At 71.3% G+C, this 17,861-nt stretch carries 19 protein-coding genes; 5 read left to right on the forward strand and 14 right to left on the reverse strand.

The annotated features are described in order from the left end of the window. Window positions 1-104: 104 nt before the first annotated feature. The 6 genes from pyrE to ACFYUZ_RS05785 all read right to left on the reverse strand — a co-directional run bounded on the left by pyrE (window position 105) and on the right by ACFYUZ_RS05785 (window position 5,475). On the reverse strand, window positions 105-644 hold the full coding sequence (gene pyrE, locus ACFYUZ_RS05760) for an orotate phosphoribosyltransferase (RefSeq protein ID WP_030690810.1): 540 nt from the start codon (window positions 642-644) through the stop codon (window positions 105-107). A gap of 33 nt (window positions 645-677) precedes the next feature. Next, on the reverse strand, window positions 678-1,463 hold the full coding sequence (locus ACFYUZ_RS05765; RefSeq protein WP_389307017.1) for an aldose 1-epimerase: 786 nt from the start codon (window positions 1,461-1,463) through the stop codon (window positions 678-680). A gap of 41 nt (window positions 1,464-1,504) precedes the next feature. After that, window positions 1,505-2,380 carry an SRPBCC family protein gene (locus tag ACFYUZ_RS05770; RefSeq protein ID WP_389306598.1) on the reverse strand — a complete coding sequence of 292 codons (876 nt, stop codon included), beginning with the start codon at window positions 2,378-2,380 and terminating at the stop codon, window positions 1,505-1,507. 63 nt (window positions 2,381-2,443) lie between these two features. Then, window positions 2,444-4,207: a spermidine synthase gene (locus tag ACFYUZ_RS05775; protein ID WP_389306599.1), complete on the reverse strand. Its 1,764-nt coding sequence runs from the start codon at window positions 4,205-4,207 to the stop codon at window positions 2,444-2,446. 75 nt (window positions 4,208-4,282) lie between these two features. Next, window positions 4,283-4,801, reverse strand: a complete 519-nt coding sequence (locus ACFYUZ_RS05780; RefSeq protein ID WP_389306600.1) for a DUF2617 family protein — start codon at window positions 4,799-4,801, stop codon at window positions 4,283-4,285. A gap of 500 nt (window positions 4,802-5,301) precedes the next feature. Further along, window positions 5,302-5,475: a hypothetical protein gene (locus ACFYUZ_RS05785; RefSeq protein ID WP_389306601.1), complete on the reverse strand. Its 174-nt coding sequence runs from the start codon at window positions 5,473-5,475 to the stop codon at window positions 5,302-5,304. 190 nt (window positions 5,476-5,665) lie between these two features. Here ACFYUZ_RS05785 and ACFYUZ_RS05790 point away from each other — a divergent pair, with 190 nt between their 5' ends. After that, the gene (locus ACFYUZ_RS05790) at window positions 5,666-6,844 is read left to right on the forward strand and encodes a pyridoxal phosphate-dependent aminotransferase (RefSeq protein ID WP_389306602.1); all 1,179 of its coding nucleotides are present in this window, start codon (window positions 5,666-5,668) and stop codon (window positions 6,842-6,844) included. A gap of 82 nt (window positions 6,845-6,926) precedes the next feature. Here ACFYUZ_RS05790 and ACFYUZ_RS05795 read toward each other — a convergent pair whose 3' ends face one another. Further along, complete coding sequence (locus ACFYUZ_RS05795; RefSeq protein ID WP_389306603.1) at window positions 6,927-7,466, reverse strand: YbjN domain-containing protein; 540 nt, start codon at window positions 7,464-7,466, stop codon at window positions 6,927-6,929. Between the two features lie 117 nt (window positions 7,467-7,583). Here ACFYUZ_RS05795 and ACFYUZ_RS05800 point away from each other — a divergent pair, with 117 nt between their 5' ends. Then, on the forward strand, window positions 7,584-8,012 hold the full coding sequence (locus ACFYUZ_RS05800; protein WP_389306604.1) for a hypothetical protein: 429 nt from the start codon (window positions 7,584-7,586) through the stop codon (window positions 8,010-8,012). A gap of 16 nt (window positions 8,013-8,028) precedes the next feature. Here the strand turns inward: ACFYUZ_RS05800 and clpB are convergent, their stop codons facing one another. Beyond that, on the reverse strand, window positions 8,029-10,620 hold the full coding sequence (gene clpB, locus ACFYUZ_RS05805; protein WP_389306605.1) for an ATP-dependent chaperone ClpB: 2,592 nt from the start codon (window positions 10,618-10,620) through the stop codon (window positions 8,029-8,031). Window positions 10,621-10,742: 122 nt separating this feature from the next. Between clpB and ACFYUZ_RS05810 the strand changes: the two genes are divergently transcribed. Then, window positions 10,743-11,147, forward strand: coding sequence for a pyridoxamine 5'-phosphate oxidase family protein (locus tag ACFYUZ_RS05810; protein WP_389306606.1), 405 nt, complete (start codon window positions 10,743-10,745; stop codon window positions 11,145-11,147). 104 nt (window positions 11,148-11,251) lie between these two features. Here the strand turns inward: ACFYUZ_RS05810 and ACFYUZ_RS05815 are convergent, their stop codons facing one another. Continuing rightward, complete coding sequence (locus ACFYUZ_RS05815) at window positions 11,252-11,569, reverse strand: (2Fe-2S)-binding protein (protein ID WP_078953989.1); 318 nt, start codon at window positions 11,567-11,569, stop codon at window positions 11,252-11,254. An 8-nt stretch (window positions 11,570-11,577) separates the two neighbouring features. Next, window positions 11,578-11,793, reverse strand: a complete 216-nt coding sequence (locus ACFYUZ_RS05820; protein ID WP_389306608.1) for a hypothetical protein — start codon at window positions 11,791-11,793, stop codon at window positions 11,578-11,580. 132 nt (window positions 11,794-11,925) lie between these two features. Here ACFYUZ_RS05820 and ACFYUZ_RS05825 point away from each other — a divergent pair, with 132 nt between their 5' ends. Further along, on the forward strand, window positions 11,926-12,906 hold the full coding sequence (locus tag ACFYUZ_RS05825) for a hypothetical protein (RefSeq protein WP_030690798.1): 981 nt from the start codon (window positions 11,926-11,928) through the stop codon (window positions 12,904-12,906). A gap of 69 nt (window positions 12,907-12,975) precedes the next feature. Here the strand turns inward: ACFYUZ_RS05825 and ACFYUZ_RS05830 are convergent, their stop codons facing one another. The 4 genes from ACFYUZ_RS05830 to dnaK are packed head-to-tail and all read right to left on the reverse strand — an operon-like array spanning window position 12,976 to window position 17,121. Further along, a complete protein-coding gene (locus tag ACFYUZ_RS05830; protein WP_389306610.1) occupies window positions 12,976-13,437 on the reverse strand; it encodes a heat shock protein transcriptional repressor HspR in 462 nt (153 codons plus the stop codon). 4 nt (window positions 13,438-13,441) lie between these two features. Beyond that, a complete protein-coding gene (gene dnaJ, locus ACFYUZ_RS05835; protein ID WP_389306612.1) occupies window positions 13,442-14,611 on the reverse strand; it encodes a molecular chaperone DnaJ in 1,170 nt (389 codons plus the stop codon). 33 nt (window positions 14,612-14,644) lie between these two features. Continuing rightward, a complete protein-coding gene (gene grpE / locus ACFYUZ_RS05840; protein WP_389306613.1) occupies window positions 14,645-15,286 on the reverse strand; it encodes a nucleotide exchange factor GrpE in 642 nt (213 codons plus the stop codon). After that, complete coding sequence (gene dnaK, locus ACFYUZ_RS05845; protein WP_389306615.1) at window positions 15,283-17,121, reverse strand: molecular chaperone DnaK; 1,839 nt, start codon at window positions 17,119-17,121, stop codon at window positions 15,283-15,285. Before dnaK ends, grpE begins: the two co-directional genes overlap by 4 nt. Before the next feature lie 203 nt (window positions 17,122-17,324). Here dnaK and ACFYUZ_RS05850 point away from each other — a divergent pair, with 203 nt between their 5' ends. Beyond that, the gene (locus ACFYUZ_RS05850) at window positions 17,325-17,822 is read left to right on the forward strand and encodes a sugar transferase (protein WP_389306616.1); all 498 of its coding nucleotides are present in this window, start codon (window positions 17,325-17,327) and stop codon (window positions 17,820-17,822) included. Window positions 17,823-17,861 lie beyond the last annotated feature (39 nt).

Here is a 17,861-nt window from a genome sequence, read left to right on the forward strand (position 1 = left end):
CGAGGGGCGGGGTGTTTCACGTGAAACACCCCGCCCCTCGACAAAAGACCAGGTCAGGACAGTTTTTCCGGGAGTCCAGGACCTACGTCACGACTTCGCGGCGGTTACGCCAGGCCGAGATCCGCCAGCTGGTAGCCGGTGAGGTACGGCAGGCCCGCCTCGGCGATGGCACCGGCGGCGCCCCGGTCCACGATCGTCGCCACGGCGACGACCTCGCCGCCCGCCTCGCGGACGGCCTCGACCGCGGTCAGCGGCGAGCCGCCGGTGGTCGAGGTGTCCTCGACGACGAGGCAGCGGCGGCCCTTGACGTCCGTGCCCTCGATACGGCGCTGCATGCCGTGCGCCTTCTGCGCCTTGCGCACGACGAAGGCGTCCAGGCGCTGCCCGCGCGCGGCGGAGGCGTGCAGCATCGAGGTCGCGACCGGGTCGGCGCCCAGGGTCAGCCCGCCGACGCAGTCGAAGTCCAGGTCGGCCGTGAGGTCGAGCATGACCTGACCCACCATCGGCGCGGCCTCGCCGTCCAGCGTGATGCGACGCAGGTCGATGTAGTAGTCGGCTTCCAGACCCGAGGAGAGGGTCACCTTGCCGTGCACCACGGCCTTGTCCTTGATCTGCTGGAGCAGCTCAGCGCGTACGTCAGTCATGCTCAGCAGCTTAAGGGGCGTCTTTCGCGGCTCTCACAGCCGACGCCAGCTCCAGGTGCTCTCGACCTCCAGGGGGTCGATCGGGGTGACCAGGCGCGGATGGGTGTTGAGGCCGTTCGGCGGGCCGGACTGCGGCTCGACGCAGACCGCCTCCTCGGGCTCGTCGTAGATCACCACCCACTCGGCGCGGCTCGCGACCTTCAGCTCCAGCTCCTCCGGCCAGGTGAGGGTGACGTCGACGCCGCCGGGCATGCCGAAGCAGTCGTCCCAGGGGCCGGGGAGGGGGTCGATGCGGCGGCCGGTCGGGAGGTGGTTCTCCCCGCGCTCCTCCTGCCAGGCGGGCGTGAAGCCGATCCGTACGTCCTGACCGCCCCGGCCCAGGTTGCGCAGGAACCAGGGGTGCCAGCCGGCCTGCGCCGGGAAGGAGTCGTCGTAGGCCTCGACGCCGAAGCGGAGGGTGAGGGACTCCTCGGCGAGCTCGAAGACCTGGGTGACCCGGCCCCGGTACGGCCAGGGGTCGTCGAGCTCGCAGGTGAAGACGGCCTCGGTGGCGGAGGTGCGGGCGGTCTTCCAGGCGAGGTCGCGGACGGTGCCGTGGATGGCGTGCGGGGCGGCGTTGATCGGCAGCTGGTGCGTGGTGGCGCCGTTGCGGAAGCGGCCGTTCTCGGTCCGTCCGCACCAGGGCGCCATCGGGAAGCTTCCGTACCGCTCGCCCTGGCGCAGCAGTTCGGTACCGCCGATGCGCAGGCTGCCGATCCGGCAGCCGTGCTCGGGGTCGATGGTCAACTCGGCGTCGCCCGCCGTCAGTCGCGTCTGCATGCTCACCCCCCGAGCCTAGGGCCTGTCCGACGGATCAGGCCTCAGGGCGCGTTCCAGCGGCGGCGGCGCAGCGCCCGGCCGACGACGACGGCCGAGGCGAGCGCGAGGGCCGCGGCCGGCGCGATCCAGCGCAGGGTGGCACCGGCGCTCGTCGCCTCGGGGGCGGGGACGGGGGCGTACCGGCCGCGCGGCGGCGCGTGGTCGACCTCCTCGGCGGACCGTCCGATCATGGTCCGGCGGGCGTGGGCGGCCTCGGCGGCGGGCTGCGGGGAGGGGAACTCGATCGGGGTGTCGCCGAAGTCCTCGTCGAGGAGCGGGTCGAGGGAGGGCGGCGCCTCGAAGAGGGGGGTCCTCCCGGGAGGCTCCTCCACCCCGTCGTCGACCCCGTCGTCGTCACTGGCCTCCTCCGAGGCCCCTTCCGGAGCGGCGTCCGGCGCCTCCGGGTCCCCTTCCGGAGCCGCGTCCGGAGCCTCCGGCGCCTCGGTGGGCTCCGCCGCCAGCGCGGCCACCGCCTCCACGAACTTGTCGAGGAGCCTGGCGCCCGCCGTGGAGCGCGCCTCGTCCGTCGCGTCGGCGAGCCGGCCGACCGCCGTGAGGGCGCCGGTGAAGCTCAGGCTGGTCCCCTCGGCCACCGGGGTGAGGACGACGGTGAGGGAGAGCTCGGCCGAGCCCTTGCCCCGCACCTCGGTGCCCTCCCCCTCGTAGGTGATGGCCCCGTCCCGCTCGACGACCTTGAGGGCGCCCCGGTAGGTGATGGTGTTGCCGCCGACCCGCGCCTTCAGCCGGCCCGTGAGGGGTCCGGCCTCCTCGTCGGCGTCCCGCTGGAGACCGGGCACGCAGCGCACCACGCGGGCCGGGTCCGTGAGCGTCGCGCGCAGGGCTTCGGCCGGGACGGGAACGAACACCTCATGCTCCATGGAAGCCGAGCCTACTCAGGCGGGGGCGCGGCGTCGCCTGTTCGCCCCGAGGGGTGTCCTCCGTCAGGCCCCGTAACGGGGGTGCACCAGGGTCGAGGGCGGCGGTGCGGCGCCGCGGGTCCGTTCGGCGCGGCGCGCGGCGGCCTCCAGGGTCCCGGCGCCGAGCGAGCGCAGCCGGGGCGCGCCGGGGGCGAGGCCGAGGGCGGGCGGCCGGTCGCCCCGTACGGCCAGGAGGAAGCCCCAGTCGCGGGGCCCCTGCCCCGTGCGGCCGGCGCGGTCGGCGCGGTCGGGTCCGGCGGCGAAGCCCGGGGTGCGGCCGTCCGCGCTGAACGGGCGGGTCGCGAAGCCGGCGGCGCGCAGGGTGGCGTCGACGGTCCAGTAGGTCCGGGGCCGGTCGGCGGCCGATCCGGCGTGCACGGCGAACCGTCCGGTGGTGGTGAGCACCCGGGACACCAGGCCGTAGAACTCCTCCGAGTAGAGCTTGGTGCTGGGGGTGATCCCGGGGTCGGGCAGATCGGAGATCACCACGTCGTACCGTTCCTGCAGACGGTCGGCGGCGCCCCTCAGCCAGTTGAACGCGTCCGCGTAGACCACATGGACGCGGGGGTCGCGGAAGGCCTGCTTGTTGAGCCGGGCGAGCGCCGGGTCCGTACGGGCGAGGCGGACGACCCCCGGGTCGAGCTCGACGACGGTGAGGGAGCGGACCCCGGCGTAGCGCAGGGCCTCGCGGGCGGCCATTCCGTCGCCGCCGCCGACGATCAGCACGCGCGCGTGCGCGCCGTTCATCGCGGGGTGCACGAGCGCCTCGTGGTAGCGGTACTCGTCCCGGCCGGCCACCCGCAGCCGCCCGTCGAGGAACAGGTCGGGCGGCTCCCCGCGGCCCCCGGTCACCACGACCTCCTGGAGGTCGGTGTGGACGGCGACCCGCACCCGCTCCCCGTACACGGCGCGGCGCGCGGCCTGCTCGAAGTCGTCGACGAGGACGGTCGCGGTGGCGAGGACGGTCAGGACGCACAGGTTCACGGCCACGAGCAGGGCCCGGGACCGGCGGGTCAGGTCGCGGCGGAACACCCAGAGGACGAGGCCGCCGCCCGCGACCGCGTTGACCGCGCCGGTGACGAGCGCGCCGGTGAGCTGGCCGAGCCAGGGCAGCAGCAGGAAGGGAAAGGCGAGGCCGCCGACGAGCGCGCCGACGTAGTCGGCGGCGAAGAGGTCGGCGACCGTCCCGGCGGCGTCGTCCTGCTCCCCTCGCGAGGACTGCCGTCCGGCACGACCGCCCCGAGCGGCGCGCCCCGGTCCGGAGGGCGCGTCCTCGACGGAGCCGAAACCGGCACCGGAGCCGAAACCGGCACCGGGACCGCCCGCTCGTCCCGCCCGCTGTATGAGCGACATCAGGAGCGGGATCTCGGCGCCGATGAGCACCCCGATGGCGAGTGAGAACGCCACCACCACGTACCGCGATTCGCCCAGCCAGGCGAAGGCCGCGTACAGCACCATCGCCGAGCAGCCGCCGATCAGCGCGAGTCCGGCCTCGACCAGGCCGAAGCCGACGGCGGCGCGACAGCGCAGCCGCTTGGCGAGGAGCGAGCCCACCCCCATCGCGAAGACCATCACGGAGAGCACGACGGAGGCCTGGGTGACCGAGTCGCCGATCAAGTAGGAGGCGAGGGCGACGAGTTCGAGCTCGTAGACCAGGCCGCACGCGGCGCAGACGAAGACGACCGCGAGGACCGGGAACCGCACCGCCTCGCGCGGCGGCCGCACGGACCGCCGCGCAGGCGGCCGGCGCACCCTCTTGGGTGGCATGGTCACGGTCGGCTCGATCATGCCCGTAACGCTACGTCACGACTGTCACACCTCTTGTCACCCACACGAGTGCACATGGAGCACCGGGAGGGCGCATCAGAGTGTCGCGGGCATACGTGCGCCGATGCGGGTCCTGGTCACCACCAACTGCCCCTCCTGCGGGTAGGCGTGCCAGGTGCGCCACCGCACCTGGCCCTCGTGGCGCTGCGCCAGCATCGCCGTGAAGGCGTGCGGGGAGCCGGGGAAGGTCCCCGCGAGGCCGTTGGGATGGTCGGCGACGAGCGCGAGCAGCTCCTGCGCACGCCCCGCGAAGGAACCGTGCGTGAGCGTCTCGACGCGCGCCGCGAATTCGTACTCCCATTCGCCGACGCGCTTGGACACGCCGAGCGGGAGCGGGGTGCTGCTGCCCGGCATGCAGGCCACGGTCTCCGAGCAGTGCCCCCCCTCCTCCTCCAGGAGGACCTGATGGGAGGCGCCGAGCAGCCTCAACTGCAGTTTGGCGCCGGAGAGTTCGAGATCGAGCACGGCGAGCGCGGGCAGCGGCTCGCGCCCGAGGGCCCAGGCCAGATCTGCCGCGCGCGTATCGGTGTAGGAGGTCTTCAGGGTGGTGAGCATGGGTCGGCTCCGCAAACACGGTTTGACGGGTGGGCCGGGGGCGCCCCGGAGAAGGCTTCTGCGGGAGTGGGGAATCGCCGGCTCGGGTCCACACACGGTCCGAGGGCTGTCTCTGTCAGGAGCGACAGAACCACGGACGCCGGGCGACTCGCAGCGTTTTTACCCAACTTGCTGTGTTTTCCAACCCCTTCGGGGCCCTAGCAGTTCACTTGTTCAATCAGCTGCCGCCGCAGCCCCCACCACCGCAACCGGACCCGCACGAGCTGCCGGAACCACAGGAGCTGCTCCCACCGCAGCCGCCACCGCCACCGCCGTCGGCCCAGCTGCCGCCCTTGCGCCGACCCCCCTTGCGCCCCCCACGGCGCTTCTTTCCGCCGGCCGCTTCCCGGACGGCGACGACCGCCCCGAAGACGACCATCGCGATGACGACGAAGAAGATGAATCCCATCTGTACTACCCCCGTTCTTCTGTGCGAGGGGGATGCCCGGTCCGACACCCCGTCAAAGCCGACTTGAGCGAGTCCAGAGCTTCAGCTGCACGAGGACGAGCTGGAGCAGCTGGAACACGAGGACGACGAGCAGGAGGAGCTCGAACACGACGAGCTGGAACAGGAGAACGACGAGGACGAGGAGCAGGAGGAGGACGAGGAGGACGAGGTCGAGGACCCGGCCCACCAGCTGTCACTGCCGCCGCCACCGCGGCTCACGTGCGTCGTCGCGCTCAGCGCCCTCGCGACCACCCCCACCACGATCGCGATCACGATCACGAGTCCGGCGATGAAGAATGCGATGTCCATGCCAGGGCGATCCCCGCCCCGGGCGCCCCCCAAAGCGCACTTGAGCAAGTCCAGAGCTTGGCCCCAGGATGGCGGTCATGACACGACCGCTGCTCAATCGCCGCCTCGCCGAGTTCGGGACGACGATCTTCGCCGAGATGTCCGCGCTCGCCGCCAGGACCGGGTCGATCAACCTCGGCCAGGGCTTCCCCGACACCGACGGCCCGGAGGAGGTCCGGGAGGCGGCGGTCCGCGCGCTGCGGGACGGCCGCGGCAACCAGTACCCGCCCGGCCCCGGCGTCCCCGAGCTGCGGGAGGCGATCGCCGACCACCAGCGGGAGCGGTACGGCCTCGCGTACGACCCCGACACCGAGGTCCTCGTCACGGCGGGCGCCACCGAGGCGATCGCGGCGGCCCTGCTCGCCCTGGTCGAGCCGGGCGACGAGGTGATCGCCCTGGAGCCGTACTACGACTCGTACGCCGCCTGCATCGCGATGGCCGGCGGCACCAGGGTCCCCGTCACCCTCCGCCCCCACGAGGGCACCTACGTCCTCGACCTCGACGAGCTGCGGGCCGCCGTCACCGACCGCACCCGGCTGATCCTGCTCAACACCCCGCACAACCCCACCGGCACGGTCCTCACCCGCGCCGAGCTGACCGCCGTCGCCGAGCTGGCGGTCGAGCGGGACCTGCTGGTCGTCACGGACGAGGTGTACGAGCACCTGGTCTTCGACGGGGCCGAGCACCTGCCGATCGCGAGCCTGCCCGGCATGCGGGAGCGCACGGTCACCATCGGTTCGAGCGGCAAGACGTTCTCGTTCACGGGCTGGAAGGTCGGCTGGACCACCGCGAGCCCCGAACTGACCTCCGCCGTCCGCTCGGCCAAGCAGTTCCTCACGTACGTCTCCTCGGGCCCCTTCCAGTACGCGATCGCCGAGGCCCTCCGGCTCCCCGCCGCCTACTTCGACGGCCTGCGCGCCGACCTGCGCGCCAAGCGGGACCTGCTGTGCGAGGGGCTCGCGCAGGCGGGCTTCGAGGTCTACCGCCCGGCCGGCACCTACTTCGTCACCACCGACATCCGCCCCCTCGGCGCCACCGACGGCTTCGCCTTCTGCCGCTCCCTGCCGGAGCGCGCGGGCGTCGTCGCCATCCCCAACGCGGTCTTCTACGACCACCGCGAGGAGGGCGCCCCCTTCGTCCGCTTCGCCTTCTGCAAGAAGACCGAGGTCCTGGAGGAGGCCGTCTCCCGCCTCAAGCGCCTCGCCTGAGCCGGCACGCCCCCGGCACGCGCGAGAGCCCGGCCCCCTCGGAAGGGGGCCGGGCTCTCGCGGCCGTGCGGGGCGGGGAGGCTCAGGCCTCCTCGTCGCCGCCCTCGGCCTTGGCCTCCGGGGACTCCAGACCGAACTGCTCGACGATCCACTTGTCGAACTCGATCGACGCGCGGACCCAGCTCACCGTGGAGGACACGAAGTGCTCCAGGGAGACGCCGGTGCCGATCAGCATCTGGGCCTCGCCGATGAGGCGGAGGGTGGCGGAGCCGTCCTCCTCCTCGTGCAGGTGGGTGTAGACCTTCGGCCACAGGGTGCGGCGGTTCCAGTCGTCGATCGCGTCGAGGACCTTCGCGCGGTCGTCGGCCGAGTGCGGACGGTCGTAGAACGTCCGCACCGAGAAGACCTGCTGCTCCCCCTCTCCGCGGAACATGAAGTACGTGCGGAACTCCTCCCACGGCGCCGCGAGGTCACCCTCGTCGTCGACGACGTACTTGAGTTCCATCTGGTCGAGAAGCTGCTTGACGAGGTCCTGGTCGGGGACGACGGGGCCCGCCGGTCCTGCTGCCTGAGGCTGGGGCTGGCCCCCGAAATTCGGAATCGAGGACGGGTCGATGCTCACCGTGTATTTCCCTTCGTACGGATGCTCGCCATCCTCCCCCATGGCGGGCGGTACGTGGCAAGCCCCGCCGGGCCGGAAGCGGCAGGATCCGCTTCCGGCTGACATGATCTCGTGCTCATGGGGGACACCAAGAAGAAATCCCGGTGGTGGGTCTGGCTCGCCGTGGGCCTCGTGGTGCTCTGCGGGCTGCCCGTCGCGTTCCTGGCCTGGGGCGCCTACTCCCTCACCGAGGGCAGCAGGACGCAGCCGGTGGACTGCGCGAAGGCGATGGAGTTCGCCCGCGGCAGGCTTCCGGCGGACGCCGAGGACGCCCGCTGCACCGGGACGCACTGGCAGGACTCGTACATCACGGTGGACTTCCGCATGCCGCGCGCCGGAGTCGCCGACTGGCTGAGAACCACCTATCCGAGCGGCGAGCCGCCCGTCTCCTGCGACGGGGACCTGTGCCGGTCCGTGGACTACGACCAGGTGCTCTACGTCGACGTGAAGGTGGTGTACGAGGACGGCGGCACCGCCCTCGTCCACCTCGCCTCCTTCGACCTGTAGCCCCCGTCGGGGACGGCTACCGCGCCGCCCCGACGATCAGGCCGTCCTCGAAGCGGTCCACCCGGACCGTGTCGCCGTCCACGACCTCGCCCGCCAGGATCTCCTTGGCGAGCCGGTCGCCGATCGCCGTCTGGATCAGACGGCGCAGCGGCCGCGCGCCGTACGCGGGGTCGTTGCCCTCCTCGGCCAGCCACTCCAGGGCCTCCGGGGTGACCTCCAGGGTGAGGCGCCGGTCGGCGAGGCGCTTGGCGAGCCGGTCGATCTGGAGCTGCGCGATCCGCCCCAGCTCCGCCCGGTCGAGCGCGGAGAAGACGACCAGGTCGTCCAGCCGGTTGAGGAACTCGGGCTTGAAGCTCGCCCGCACGACCTCCAGGACCTGCTGCTTCTTCACGTCCTCCGAGGTCAGCGGCTCGACCAGGTACTGGCTGCCCAGGTTCGAGGTCAGGATCAGGATGGTGTTGCGGAAGTCCACCGTCCGGCCCTGCCCGTCGGTCAGGCGTCCGTCGTCCAGGACCTGGAGCAGGACGTCGAAGACCTCCGGGTGCGCCTTCTCCACCTCGTCGAGCAGGACCACGCTGTACGGGCGGCGGCGGACCGCCTCCGTGAGTTGGCCGCCCTCCTCGTAGCCGACGTAGCCGGGAGGCGCGCCGACCAGACGGGCGACGGAGTGCTTCTCGCCGTACTCCGACATGTCGATGCGGACCATGGCCCGCTCGTCGTCGAAGAGGAAGTCGGCGAGCGCCTTCGCCAGCTCGGTCTTGCCGACGCCGGTCGGGCCGAGGAAGAGGAAGGAGCCGGTGGGCCGGTCGGGGTCGGCGATCCCGGCGCGGGTGCGGCGCACCGCGTCGGAGACGGCCCGCACGGCCTCGGTCTGGCCGATCAGCCGCCTGCCGAGCTCGTCCTCCATGCGGAGCAGCTTCTGCGTCTCGCCCTCCAGGAGGCGGCCGGCGGGGATGCCGGTCCAGGAGCCGACCACGTCCGCGATGTCGTCGGGGCCGACCTCGTCCTTGACCATGCTGTCCTTGGCCGCCTCCTGCTGGGCCTCGGCCTCGGTGGCGGCCTCCAGCTCCCGCTCCAGGCCCGGGATCTCCCCGTACAGCAGCTTGGAGGCGGTGTCGAAGTCGCCGTCGCGCTGGGCGCGCTCGGCGCGGCCGCGGGTCTCGTCGAGGCGCTCCTTCAGCTCGCCGACCCGGTTGAGGGACTGCTTCTCCTTCTCCCAGCGGGCGGTCAGGCCGCGCAGCTCCTCCTCGCGGTCGGCGAGGTCGCGCCGCAGCTTCTCCAGGCGCTGCTTGCTGGCCGCGTCCGTCTCGTTCTTCAGGGCCAGCTCCTCCATGCGGAGCCGGTCCACGGAGCGCTGGAGCTCGTCGATCTCGACGGGCGAGGAGTCGATCTCCATGCGGAGCCGGGAGGCCGCCTCGTCGACGAGGTCGATGGCCTTGTCGGGGAGGAAGCGGGAGGTGATGTACCGGTCGGAGAGGGTCGCGGCGGCCACCAGCGCGGAGTCGTTGATCTGCACCTTGTGGTGGGCCTCGTACCGGCCCTTGAGGCCGCGGAGGATCGCGATGGTGTCCTCGACGGTCGGCTCGGCGACCAGGACCTGCTGGAAGCGGCGCTCCAGGGCGGGGTCCTTCTCGATCCGCTCGCGGTACTCGTCGAGGGTGGTGGCGCCGACCATCCGCAGCTCGCCGCGGGCCAGCATCGGCTTCAGCATGTTGCCGGCGTCCATGGCGGAGTCGCCGCCGGCGCCCGCGCCGACGACCGTGTGCAGCTCGTCGATGAAGGTGATGATCTGGCCGTCGCTGTCCTTGATCTCGGACAGGACGGTCTTCAGCCGCTCCTCGAACTCGCCGCGGTACTTCGCGCCGGCGACCATCGCGCCGAGGTCGAGCGAGACCAGCCGCTTGTTCTTCAGGGACTCGGGGACGTCGCCCTTCACGATCCGCTGGGCGAGGCCCTCGACGACGGCGGTCTTGCCGACGCCGGGCTCGCCGATGAGGACGGGATTGTTCTTGGTGCGGCGGGACAGCACCTGGACGACGCGCCGGATCTCGTGGTCGCGGCCGATGACCGGGTCCAGCTTGCCCTCGCGCGCGGCGGCGGTGAAGTCCGTGCCGAACTTCTCCAGAGCCTTGTACTGCCCCTCCGGGTCGGGTGTGGTCACCCGGCGTCCTCCCCTGCTCGTCTCGAAGGCTTCGAGCAGCTTCTTCGCGCTCGCGCCCTGCCGGTCGAGGATCTCACCGGCCCGGCCGCCCTTGGCGGCGATCCCGATGAGCAGGTGCTCGGTCGAGAGGAAGTCGTCGCCGAGCTCCTTGGCGTACCGGTCGGCGTCCGCGAGGACGGCGAGGAAGTCGCGGTCGGGCTGCGGGGGCGCGACCGTGGACCCCGTGATGCTCGGCAGGCCGGCGAGGAGCCGCTCCGTACCGGCGCGCACGAGCGCCTGGTCGGCCCCGGCGGCGGCGAGCAGGTCGGTGATGTTCTCGTTGTCCTGACCGGTCAGCAGCGCGAGGAGCAGATGCGCCGGGGTCAGGTCGGCGTGTCCGTCCGACACGGCGCGGCTGCTCGCCGCGTTGATCGCGTCCCGGCTCCTGTTGGTCAGTTCGGCGTCCACGTGCGGTGCTCCTTCTGGGTTCTCGTGGGTCCTCTCCTTCTATGACCTCTCCAGGGTACACAAAGTTGAGTCGACTCCGCTCAAGGTGTCGGAGGGAGCTCTCCCGCGGGTAGTTTCCGGGCATGGCCACAGACCCCAGGAACCCCTCCGACTCGTACCTGAGCTTCTGGCGCGAGTACCACATGTGCACCCTGACCACCCCGCGCCCGGACGGCACGCCGCACGTCGTCGCGGTCGGCGTCACGTACGACCCCGAGGGCGGGTACGCGCGCGTGATCACCAACAAGAACAGCCGGAAGGTCGCCAACGTCCTGGCGGCGGGCGCGGACGGCGCGCGGGTCGCGGTCTGCCAGGTCGACAAGGGGCGCTGGGCCACCCTGGAGGGCGTCGCGCATATCCGCACGGAGGCCGAGACGGTCGCGGACGCCGTCGCCCGCTACGCCGAGCGCTACGGCCGCACGCCGGCCCCGAACCCGGACCGGGTCGTCATCGAGATCGCCCTCACCCGGGCGATGGGCCGCGCCTGAGTCCCCGCACGCGGACGCACAGCGGCGCCATCGCGTTTCAGGTCCGCGATGGCGCCGCTGTGTGGGGGAAGTGCCGGAGCGATCTACAACGACGGGGGAATCGCTCAGGCACTGCGGGGGGTGGCGGTGATGGCCTCTGCTTCGATCAGCTGGTGGTCCCGCTGATCGAGGTTGACGAAGATCATGCCGTACCGGATGGCACAGCGGATGGGCTGCGGCGCGCCGCGGGGACGGCGCAGACAGCGGTACGCGCGGACGTCTTCGTCCTGCTCTCGGGCGACGACGATCGGCTCTCCGAAGAGGGTGACCTTCAGCGAGTCGCCACGGTGGGGGATTGCCGTGGCGAGATCGACGAAGTGCCAGCCGGAGCGATAGGCGGAAGCCATCTCCCGGCGGAACCTGGGGTCATCGGGAACATTCATGTGCCCGACTAGTTCCAGCCGGGGTCCTGCTGGGGGGCCACGCTCCAGCCCGGGTCATCGACGAGCGTGGCCTCAGCCAGGTGCCAGCCCGGGTCGAGCTGAGCGGCCTGCACCTGCGCCGGCTCCGAGTGCCAGCCCGGATCCGGGGTCACTCCCACCGCGCCCACTGTGGCGGCCGCGATGAAGGCGACTCCGGCCGCCGCGCGTATGAGCTTCTTCATCATCACCGAGCAACCTCACTTGAAGGCAACGTCTACTTCCAACCCCCGCGAGTAAGACGATGGCTTACTCTCTGCGCCTGCACCACCAAACCCAGGCATCATGTTCCTGAGATGCAGGAGCCTGGGGGTGTACATATGCGGAAACAAGCGGACGAAACGGGGCACCCTCATTCGCACGCCGAACTGTGCGAAGCGGGCTCCGAGCTGTACGCGGCCGCTCTGCGCACCGGGCGAATACCCCGGTCAGAGGCGGTCGAGGCACCCTGCCTCCTCGATCTTTCCCTGCTCCACCCCGATCCCGACGACGCGCAGTGGCTGCGCCCGGTTCCCCCCTCCGCGGCGCTCGCGCAGCTGCTCCAGCCGATCGAACGGGAGATACTCGACCGCCGACGGCGCACCGTCGCCCTGTCGGACGCCTTCGAGCCGTTCATGGCCATCAGCGCCCACGACTCCCCCACCACACACGCCATCACCGTCCTCGAGGGCATCGACCGCATCAACTCGACCCTCGACCGCGTCGTGGCCAACTGCCGCCAGGAACTCCTCACCGTCCAGCCGGGCGGCGGACGGCCCGCCCAGGCCCTCAGCGAGGCCCTCGACCGCGTCTCCCCGCTCCTGGGACGCGGCATCAGCATGCGCACGCTCTACCAGCACACCGCGCGCCACACCGAGCTCACGCTCACCTATCTGGAGCACGTCGGCCCCGAGGTCCAGGTCCGCACCCTCGAAGAGATCATCGACCGGCTGATCATCGTCGACCGCGAGGTCGCCTTCATCCCGGCCCGCAGCGACCGCCAGGTCGCCCTGGAGCTGCGCCACCCCGGCCTGGTCGCCTACCTCGGCGGCGTCTTCGACCAGTTCTGGCAGCTGGCGGTGCCGATACGGGAGGAGATCCCGTACGACATCAAGACCGACGGCATCGGCGGCGTCCAGCGCTCCATCGCCCGGCTCCTCGTCGAGGGGCACGTCGACGAGGCCATCGCCCGCCGGCTCGGGATGAACGTGCGGACCTGCCGGGCGCACATCGCCAAGCTCGCCGCCGCCCTCGGCAGCGGCAGCCGGGCGCAGCTCGGCTACCTCATCGCCCAGTCCGGCATCCTCGAACGGGACAACTGACCGTCCCCGGACACGGCGGAGGCCCCCTTCACCCGGGTGAAGGGGGCCTCCGCCGTGACGGGGGACGGGCTACTCGCCGCGCTTCGGGCGCCACACCACGAGGGCGCTCGCCTGCTGCACGTCGGTGTACGGCACCAGGTCCCGGCGGTACGAGGCGTGCACCTGGGCCTCGCGCTGACGCAGCGTCGCCGCCGCGCCCTCGACCGCCGCCGACAGCTCGGACACCCGGGCCTGGAGCGCCGCGACCTGGTTCTCCAGTTCGATGATCCGCTTGATTCCGGCCAGGTTGATGCCCTCGTCCTGCGACAGCTGCTGCACCTGGCGGAGCAGCTCGATGTCACGGGCCGAATAGCGGCGGCCCCGCCCGGCCGTGCGGTCCGGGGAGACCAGGCCGAGCCGGTCGTACTGCCGGAGGGTCTGCGGGTGCAGCCCGGAGAGCTGGGCCGCCACCGAGATGACGTACACCGGCGACTCGTCGGTCAGTTCAAACGCCCTGTTGCCGAAACCTGGCTGCCGTCGGCGTCCTTCCACCGGGTCACGCTCCCTTCGCGGCCTGGAACAGCTCGGCCCGCGGGTCCTCGGAGGCGGTCGCCTCGCGGAAGGTCTCCAGGGCCTCTCGTGCCTTGTCGTCCAGCTCCTTCGGCACCGCCACCTCGACCGTCACCAGGAGGTCGCCGCGCGTGCCGTCCTTGCGAACCGCGCCCTTGCCCCGGGCGCGCATGGTCCGGCCGTTCGGGGTGCCCGCGGGCAGCTTGAGGGTGACCGCGGGGCCGCCGAGGGTCGGCACCTTGATCTCGCCGCCGAGCGCCGCCTCCGAGAAGGAGACCGGCACCGTGACGGTGAGGTTGTCGTCCTTGCGGCCGAAGACCGGGTGGTCGTCGACGTGCACGACGACGTACAGGTCGCCGTTCTGCCCGCCGCGCTCGCCCGGAGCGCCCTTGCCGCGCAGACGGATCTTCTGGTTGTCGCTGACACCCGCCGGGATGCGGACCTGCATGGTCCGGGAGGACTTGGCCCGTCCGCTGCCCTTGCAGACCTCGCAGGGGTTCTCGGCGATGAGGCCGCGGCCCTTGCAGTCCACGCACGGGTCGGTGAGCGAGAAGCCGCCGCCGCTGCCGCGCGAGACCTGCCCGGTGCCGACGCAGGTCGGGCACACCCGGGGCGTGCCGTTCTTGTCGCCGGTGCCCGAGCACGCCGTGCACGGCTGCTGGCTGGACATCCGCAGCGGCACGGTCGCGCCCTCGATGGCCTCGGTGAAGCTGAGGGTCACCTCGGACTCGATGTCCTGGCCGCGCCGCGGCTGGGTGCGTCCGGCGCCTCCGCCGCGGTTGAACAGCCCGCCGAAGACGTCGCCGATCCCGCCGCCGCCGAAGCCGCCCGCCCCGCCCTGGGCGCCTCCGAAGAGGTCGCCCAGGTCGAAGTTGAACGAACCTCCGGCGCCCGGGCCGCCGGCTCTGAAACCGCCGTTCCCGAAGAGGGCGCGGGCGTCGTCGTACTCCTTGCGCTTCTTGGGGTCGCCGAGGACGTCGTTCGCCTCGGAGATCTCCTTGAAGCGCGCCTCGGCGCTCACGTCACCCTTGTTGGCGTCCGGATGGTTCTCGCGGGCGAGCTTCCGGTACGCCTTCTTGATCTCGGCCTCGGTGGCGTCCTTGGGGACGCCGAGAACCTTGTAGTAGTCCTTCTCGACGAAGTCCTTCGTGCTCATCGACGTCCCTCCTCCCGCGTGCGGGTACGGCTGTTACTCGCTGTCCTTCTCGGAGTCATCCGACTCCTCCGCCTTCGCCTGCGCGCCCGGCTGGGGCTCGGCGACGGCCACGCGGGCGGGCCGGATGGTCCGCTCGCCGATCCGATACCCGGGCTGCAGGATCGCCACGCAGGTCGTCTCGGTGACGTCCGGCGCGTACGAGTGCATCAGGGCCTCGTGGATCGTCGGGTCGAAGGGCTCGCCCTCCTTGCCGAACTGCTGCAGACCCATCTTGGCGACGACGGTCTCCAGCGATTCGGCCACCGACTTGAACCCGCCCACGAGCTCGCCGTGGTCCCGGGCCCGGCCGACGTCGTCGAGCACGGGCAGGAGCTCGGACAGGAGGCTCGCGACGGCGATCTCCTTGACCGTGACCCGGTCCCGCTCCACGCGGCGGCGGTAGTTCTGGTACTCGGCCTGGAGCCGCTGGAGGTCCGCGGTGCGCTCGTCGAGCGCGGAGCGCACCTGGTCCAGCTGGGCGGTGAGGCCCGCGGCCTGTGCCGACTTCTGGCTGCTTGCGTCCCCGGCCGGGGCCGTCGCGTCCTCCTCGGACTCGACGGCCTCGGCGGCGTCGTCAGGGGTGGCGCCGGAGGGGACGTCGGGCTTCTCCTCGAAGCCCGGGGTCTCCTCGGTCACGCCTGGCCACCCTTCGGCTTGTCCTCGTCGACGATCTCGGCGTCGACGACGTCGTCGTCCTGCGCCTGGGCCTGGCCGGCGTCACCGGCGGCCTGGGCGGCCTGGGCGTCGGCGTACAGCGCCTGCCCGAGCTTCTGCGAGACGGCCGCGACCTTCTCGGTGGCGGTGCGGATCTCGGCGGTGTCCTCGCCCTTGAGCTTCTCCTTCAGCTCGCCGAGCGCGGCCTCGACCTCGGCCTTGACGTCACCGGGGACCTTGTCCTCGTTGTCCTTGAGGAACTTCTCCGTCTGGTAGACGAGCTGCTCGCCCTGGTTGCGGGACTCGGCGGCCTCGCGGCGGCGGTGGTCCTCCTCCGCGTACTGCTCGGCCTCCTGGCGCATCCGGTCGACCTCGTCCTTCGGCAGCGAGGAGCCGCCGGTGACGGTCATCTTCTGCTCCTTGCCCGTGCCCAGGTCCTTCGCGGTCACGTGCATGATGCCGTTGGCGTCGATGTCGAAGGCGACCTCGATCTGCGGGACGCCACGCGGGGCCGGCGGCAGACCGGTCAGCTCGAACATGCCGAGCTTCTTGTTGTACGCCGCGATCTCGCGCTCGCCCTGGTAGACCTGGATCTGCACGGACGGCTGGTTGTCCTCGGCCGTCGTGAAGATCTCGGACCGCTTGGTCGGGATCGTGGTGTTGCGCTCGATGAGCTTGGTCATGATGCCGCCCTTGGTCTCGATGCCGAGGGACAGCGGGGTCACGTCGAGGAGCAGGACGTCCTTGACCTCGCCCTTGAGGACACCGGCCTGGAGCGCGGCGCCGATGGCGACGACCTCGTCCGGGTTGACGCCCTTGTTGGCCTCCTGGCCGCCGGTCAGCTCCTTGACGAGCTCGGCGACGGCCGGCATGCGGGTCGAGCCGCCGACGAGGACGACGTGGTCGATCTCGGAGAGCTGGATGCCCGCGTCCTTGATGACGTTGTGGAACGGCACCTTGCAGCGCTCGAGCAGGTCGGAGGTGAGCTGCTGGAACTGGGCGCGCGTGAGCTTCTCGTCCAGGTGCAGCGGGCCCTCGGCGGAGGCCGTGATGTAGGGCAGGTTGATCGTGGTCTCGGTCGAGGACGAGAGCTCGATCTTCGCCTTCTCGGCGGCCTCGCGCAGACGCTGGAGGGCCATCTTGTCCTTGGCCAGGTCCACGCCGTGACCGTTCTGGAACTGCGTCACCAGGTAGTCGACGACGCGCTGGTCCCAGTCGTCACCACCGAGGTGGTTGTCACCGTTGGTGGCCTTCACCTCGACGACGCCGTCGCCGATCTCCAGGAGGGACACGTCGAAGGTGCCGCCACCGAGGTCGAAGACGAGGATCGTCTGGTCGTCCTTGTCGAGGCCGTAGGCCAGGGCGGCCGCGGTCGGCTCGTTGACGATGCGCAGGACGTTGAGGCCCGCGATCTCACCGGCCTCCTTGGTGGCCTGACGCTCGGAGTCGTTGAAGTACGCCGGGACGGTGATGACCGCGTCGACGACCTTCTCGCCCAGGTACGCCTCGGCGTCGCGCTTGAGCTTCTGCAGGATGAAGGCGCTCATCTGCTGCGGGTTGAAGGACTTGCCGTCGATGTCGATCTTCCAGTCGGTGCCCATGTGGCGCTTGACCGACCGGATGGTCCTGTCGACGTTGGTGACGGCCTGGCGCTTGGCCACCTCGCCGACGAGCACCTCGCCGTTCTTCGCGAAGGCGACGACGGACGGCGTGGTCCTGGCGCCCTCGGCGTTGGTGATGACGGTGGGCTCGCCGCCTTCCAGAACGCTGACGACGGAGTTAGTCGTGCCCAGGTCGATGCCGACCGCACGTGCCATTTCGATTCCTCCAGCTGACTGACTTGAGTGGAACTGACTCAAGGATGCACGAGGAACCGAACCACGTCAACAGACCTGAGTCGAGTCGACTCAACTCTTCATCCGCCGGGTCGCTCAATCGGCGCGTCGCTCCCGCCCTTTGCCCCGATTCCCATGAGAGAGTCCGGACATGTCCCAGGATCACCGCCGGAGGGGGTGACCGCATGACGGCGCAGCGCGTGATGACGGCGAAGCGCGCCTTCGACGTGGTGGGCGGGACGCTCCTGCTCCTCGCCCTCGCGCCGCTGATCGTCGGCACCGCCCTGTCCGTCTCCCTCGGCGGCGACGGCGCGGTGCTGCGGCGCCGGACGGTGGCCGGCCTGAAGGGGCGGCCCTTCACGATGCTGACCTTCCGCACGAGGAGCCCGCTGGCCGCGCTGCCGCTGCTGCTGCACGTCGTCACGGGCCGGATGTCGCTGGTGGGGCCGTGCCCGCTGGCGCCGACCCACCGGGAGTGCGCGGGCGAGGGCCGCCGCCGGCTCTCCGTCCGTCCGGGGCTCACCGGGCCGTGGCAGATCAGCGGCCGCTCGGACCTGCCGTGGGAGGAGCGCGAACTGCTCGACCTCCACTATGTGGACCACCACTGGCTGGGGATGGATCTGCTGGTCCTTGCGCGTACGCTTCCAGCAGTACGCAGGCGTCGCACGGCAAGGCTTGCCTGAGCGACACATATCACCGCGAGCGCCGCTACAGCGCGGCGC

The sequence above is a fragment of the Streptomyces sp. NPDC004266 genome (assembly GCF_042874095.1).
In the GTDB taxonomy this organism is placed as follows: domain Bacteria; phylum Actinomycetota; class Actinomycetes; order Streptomycetales; family Streptomycetaceae; genus Streptomyces.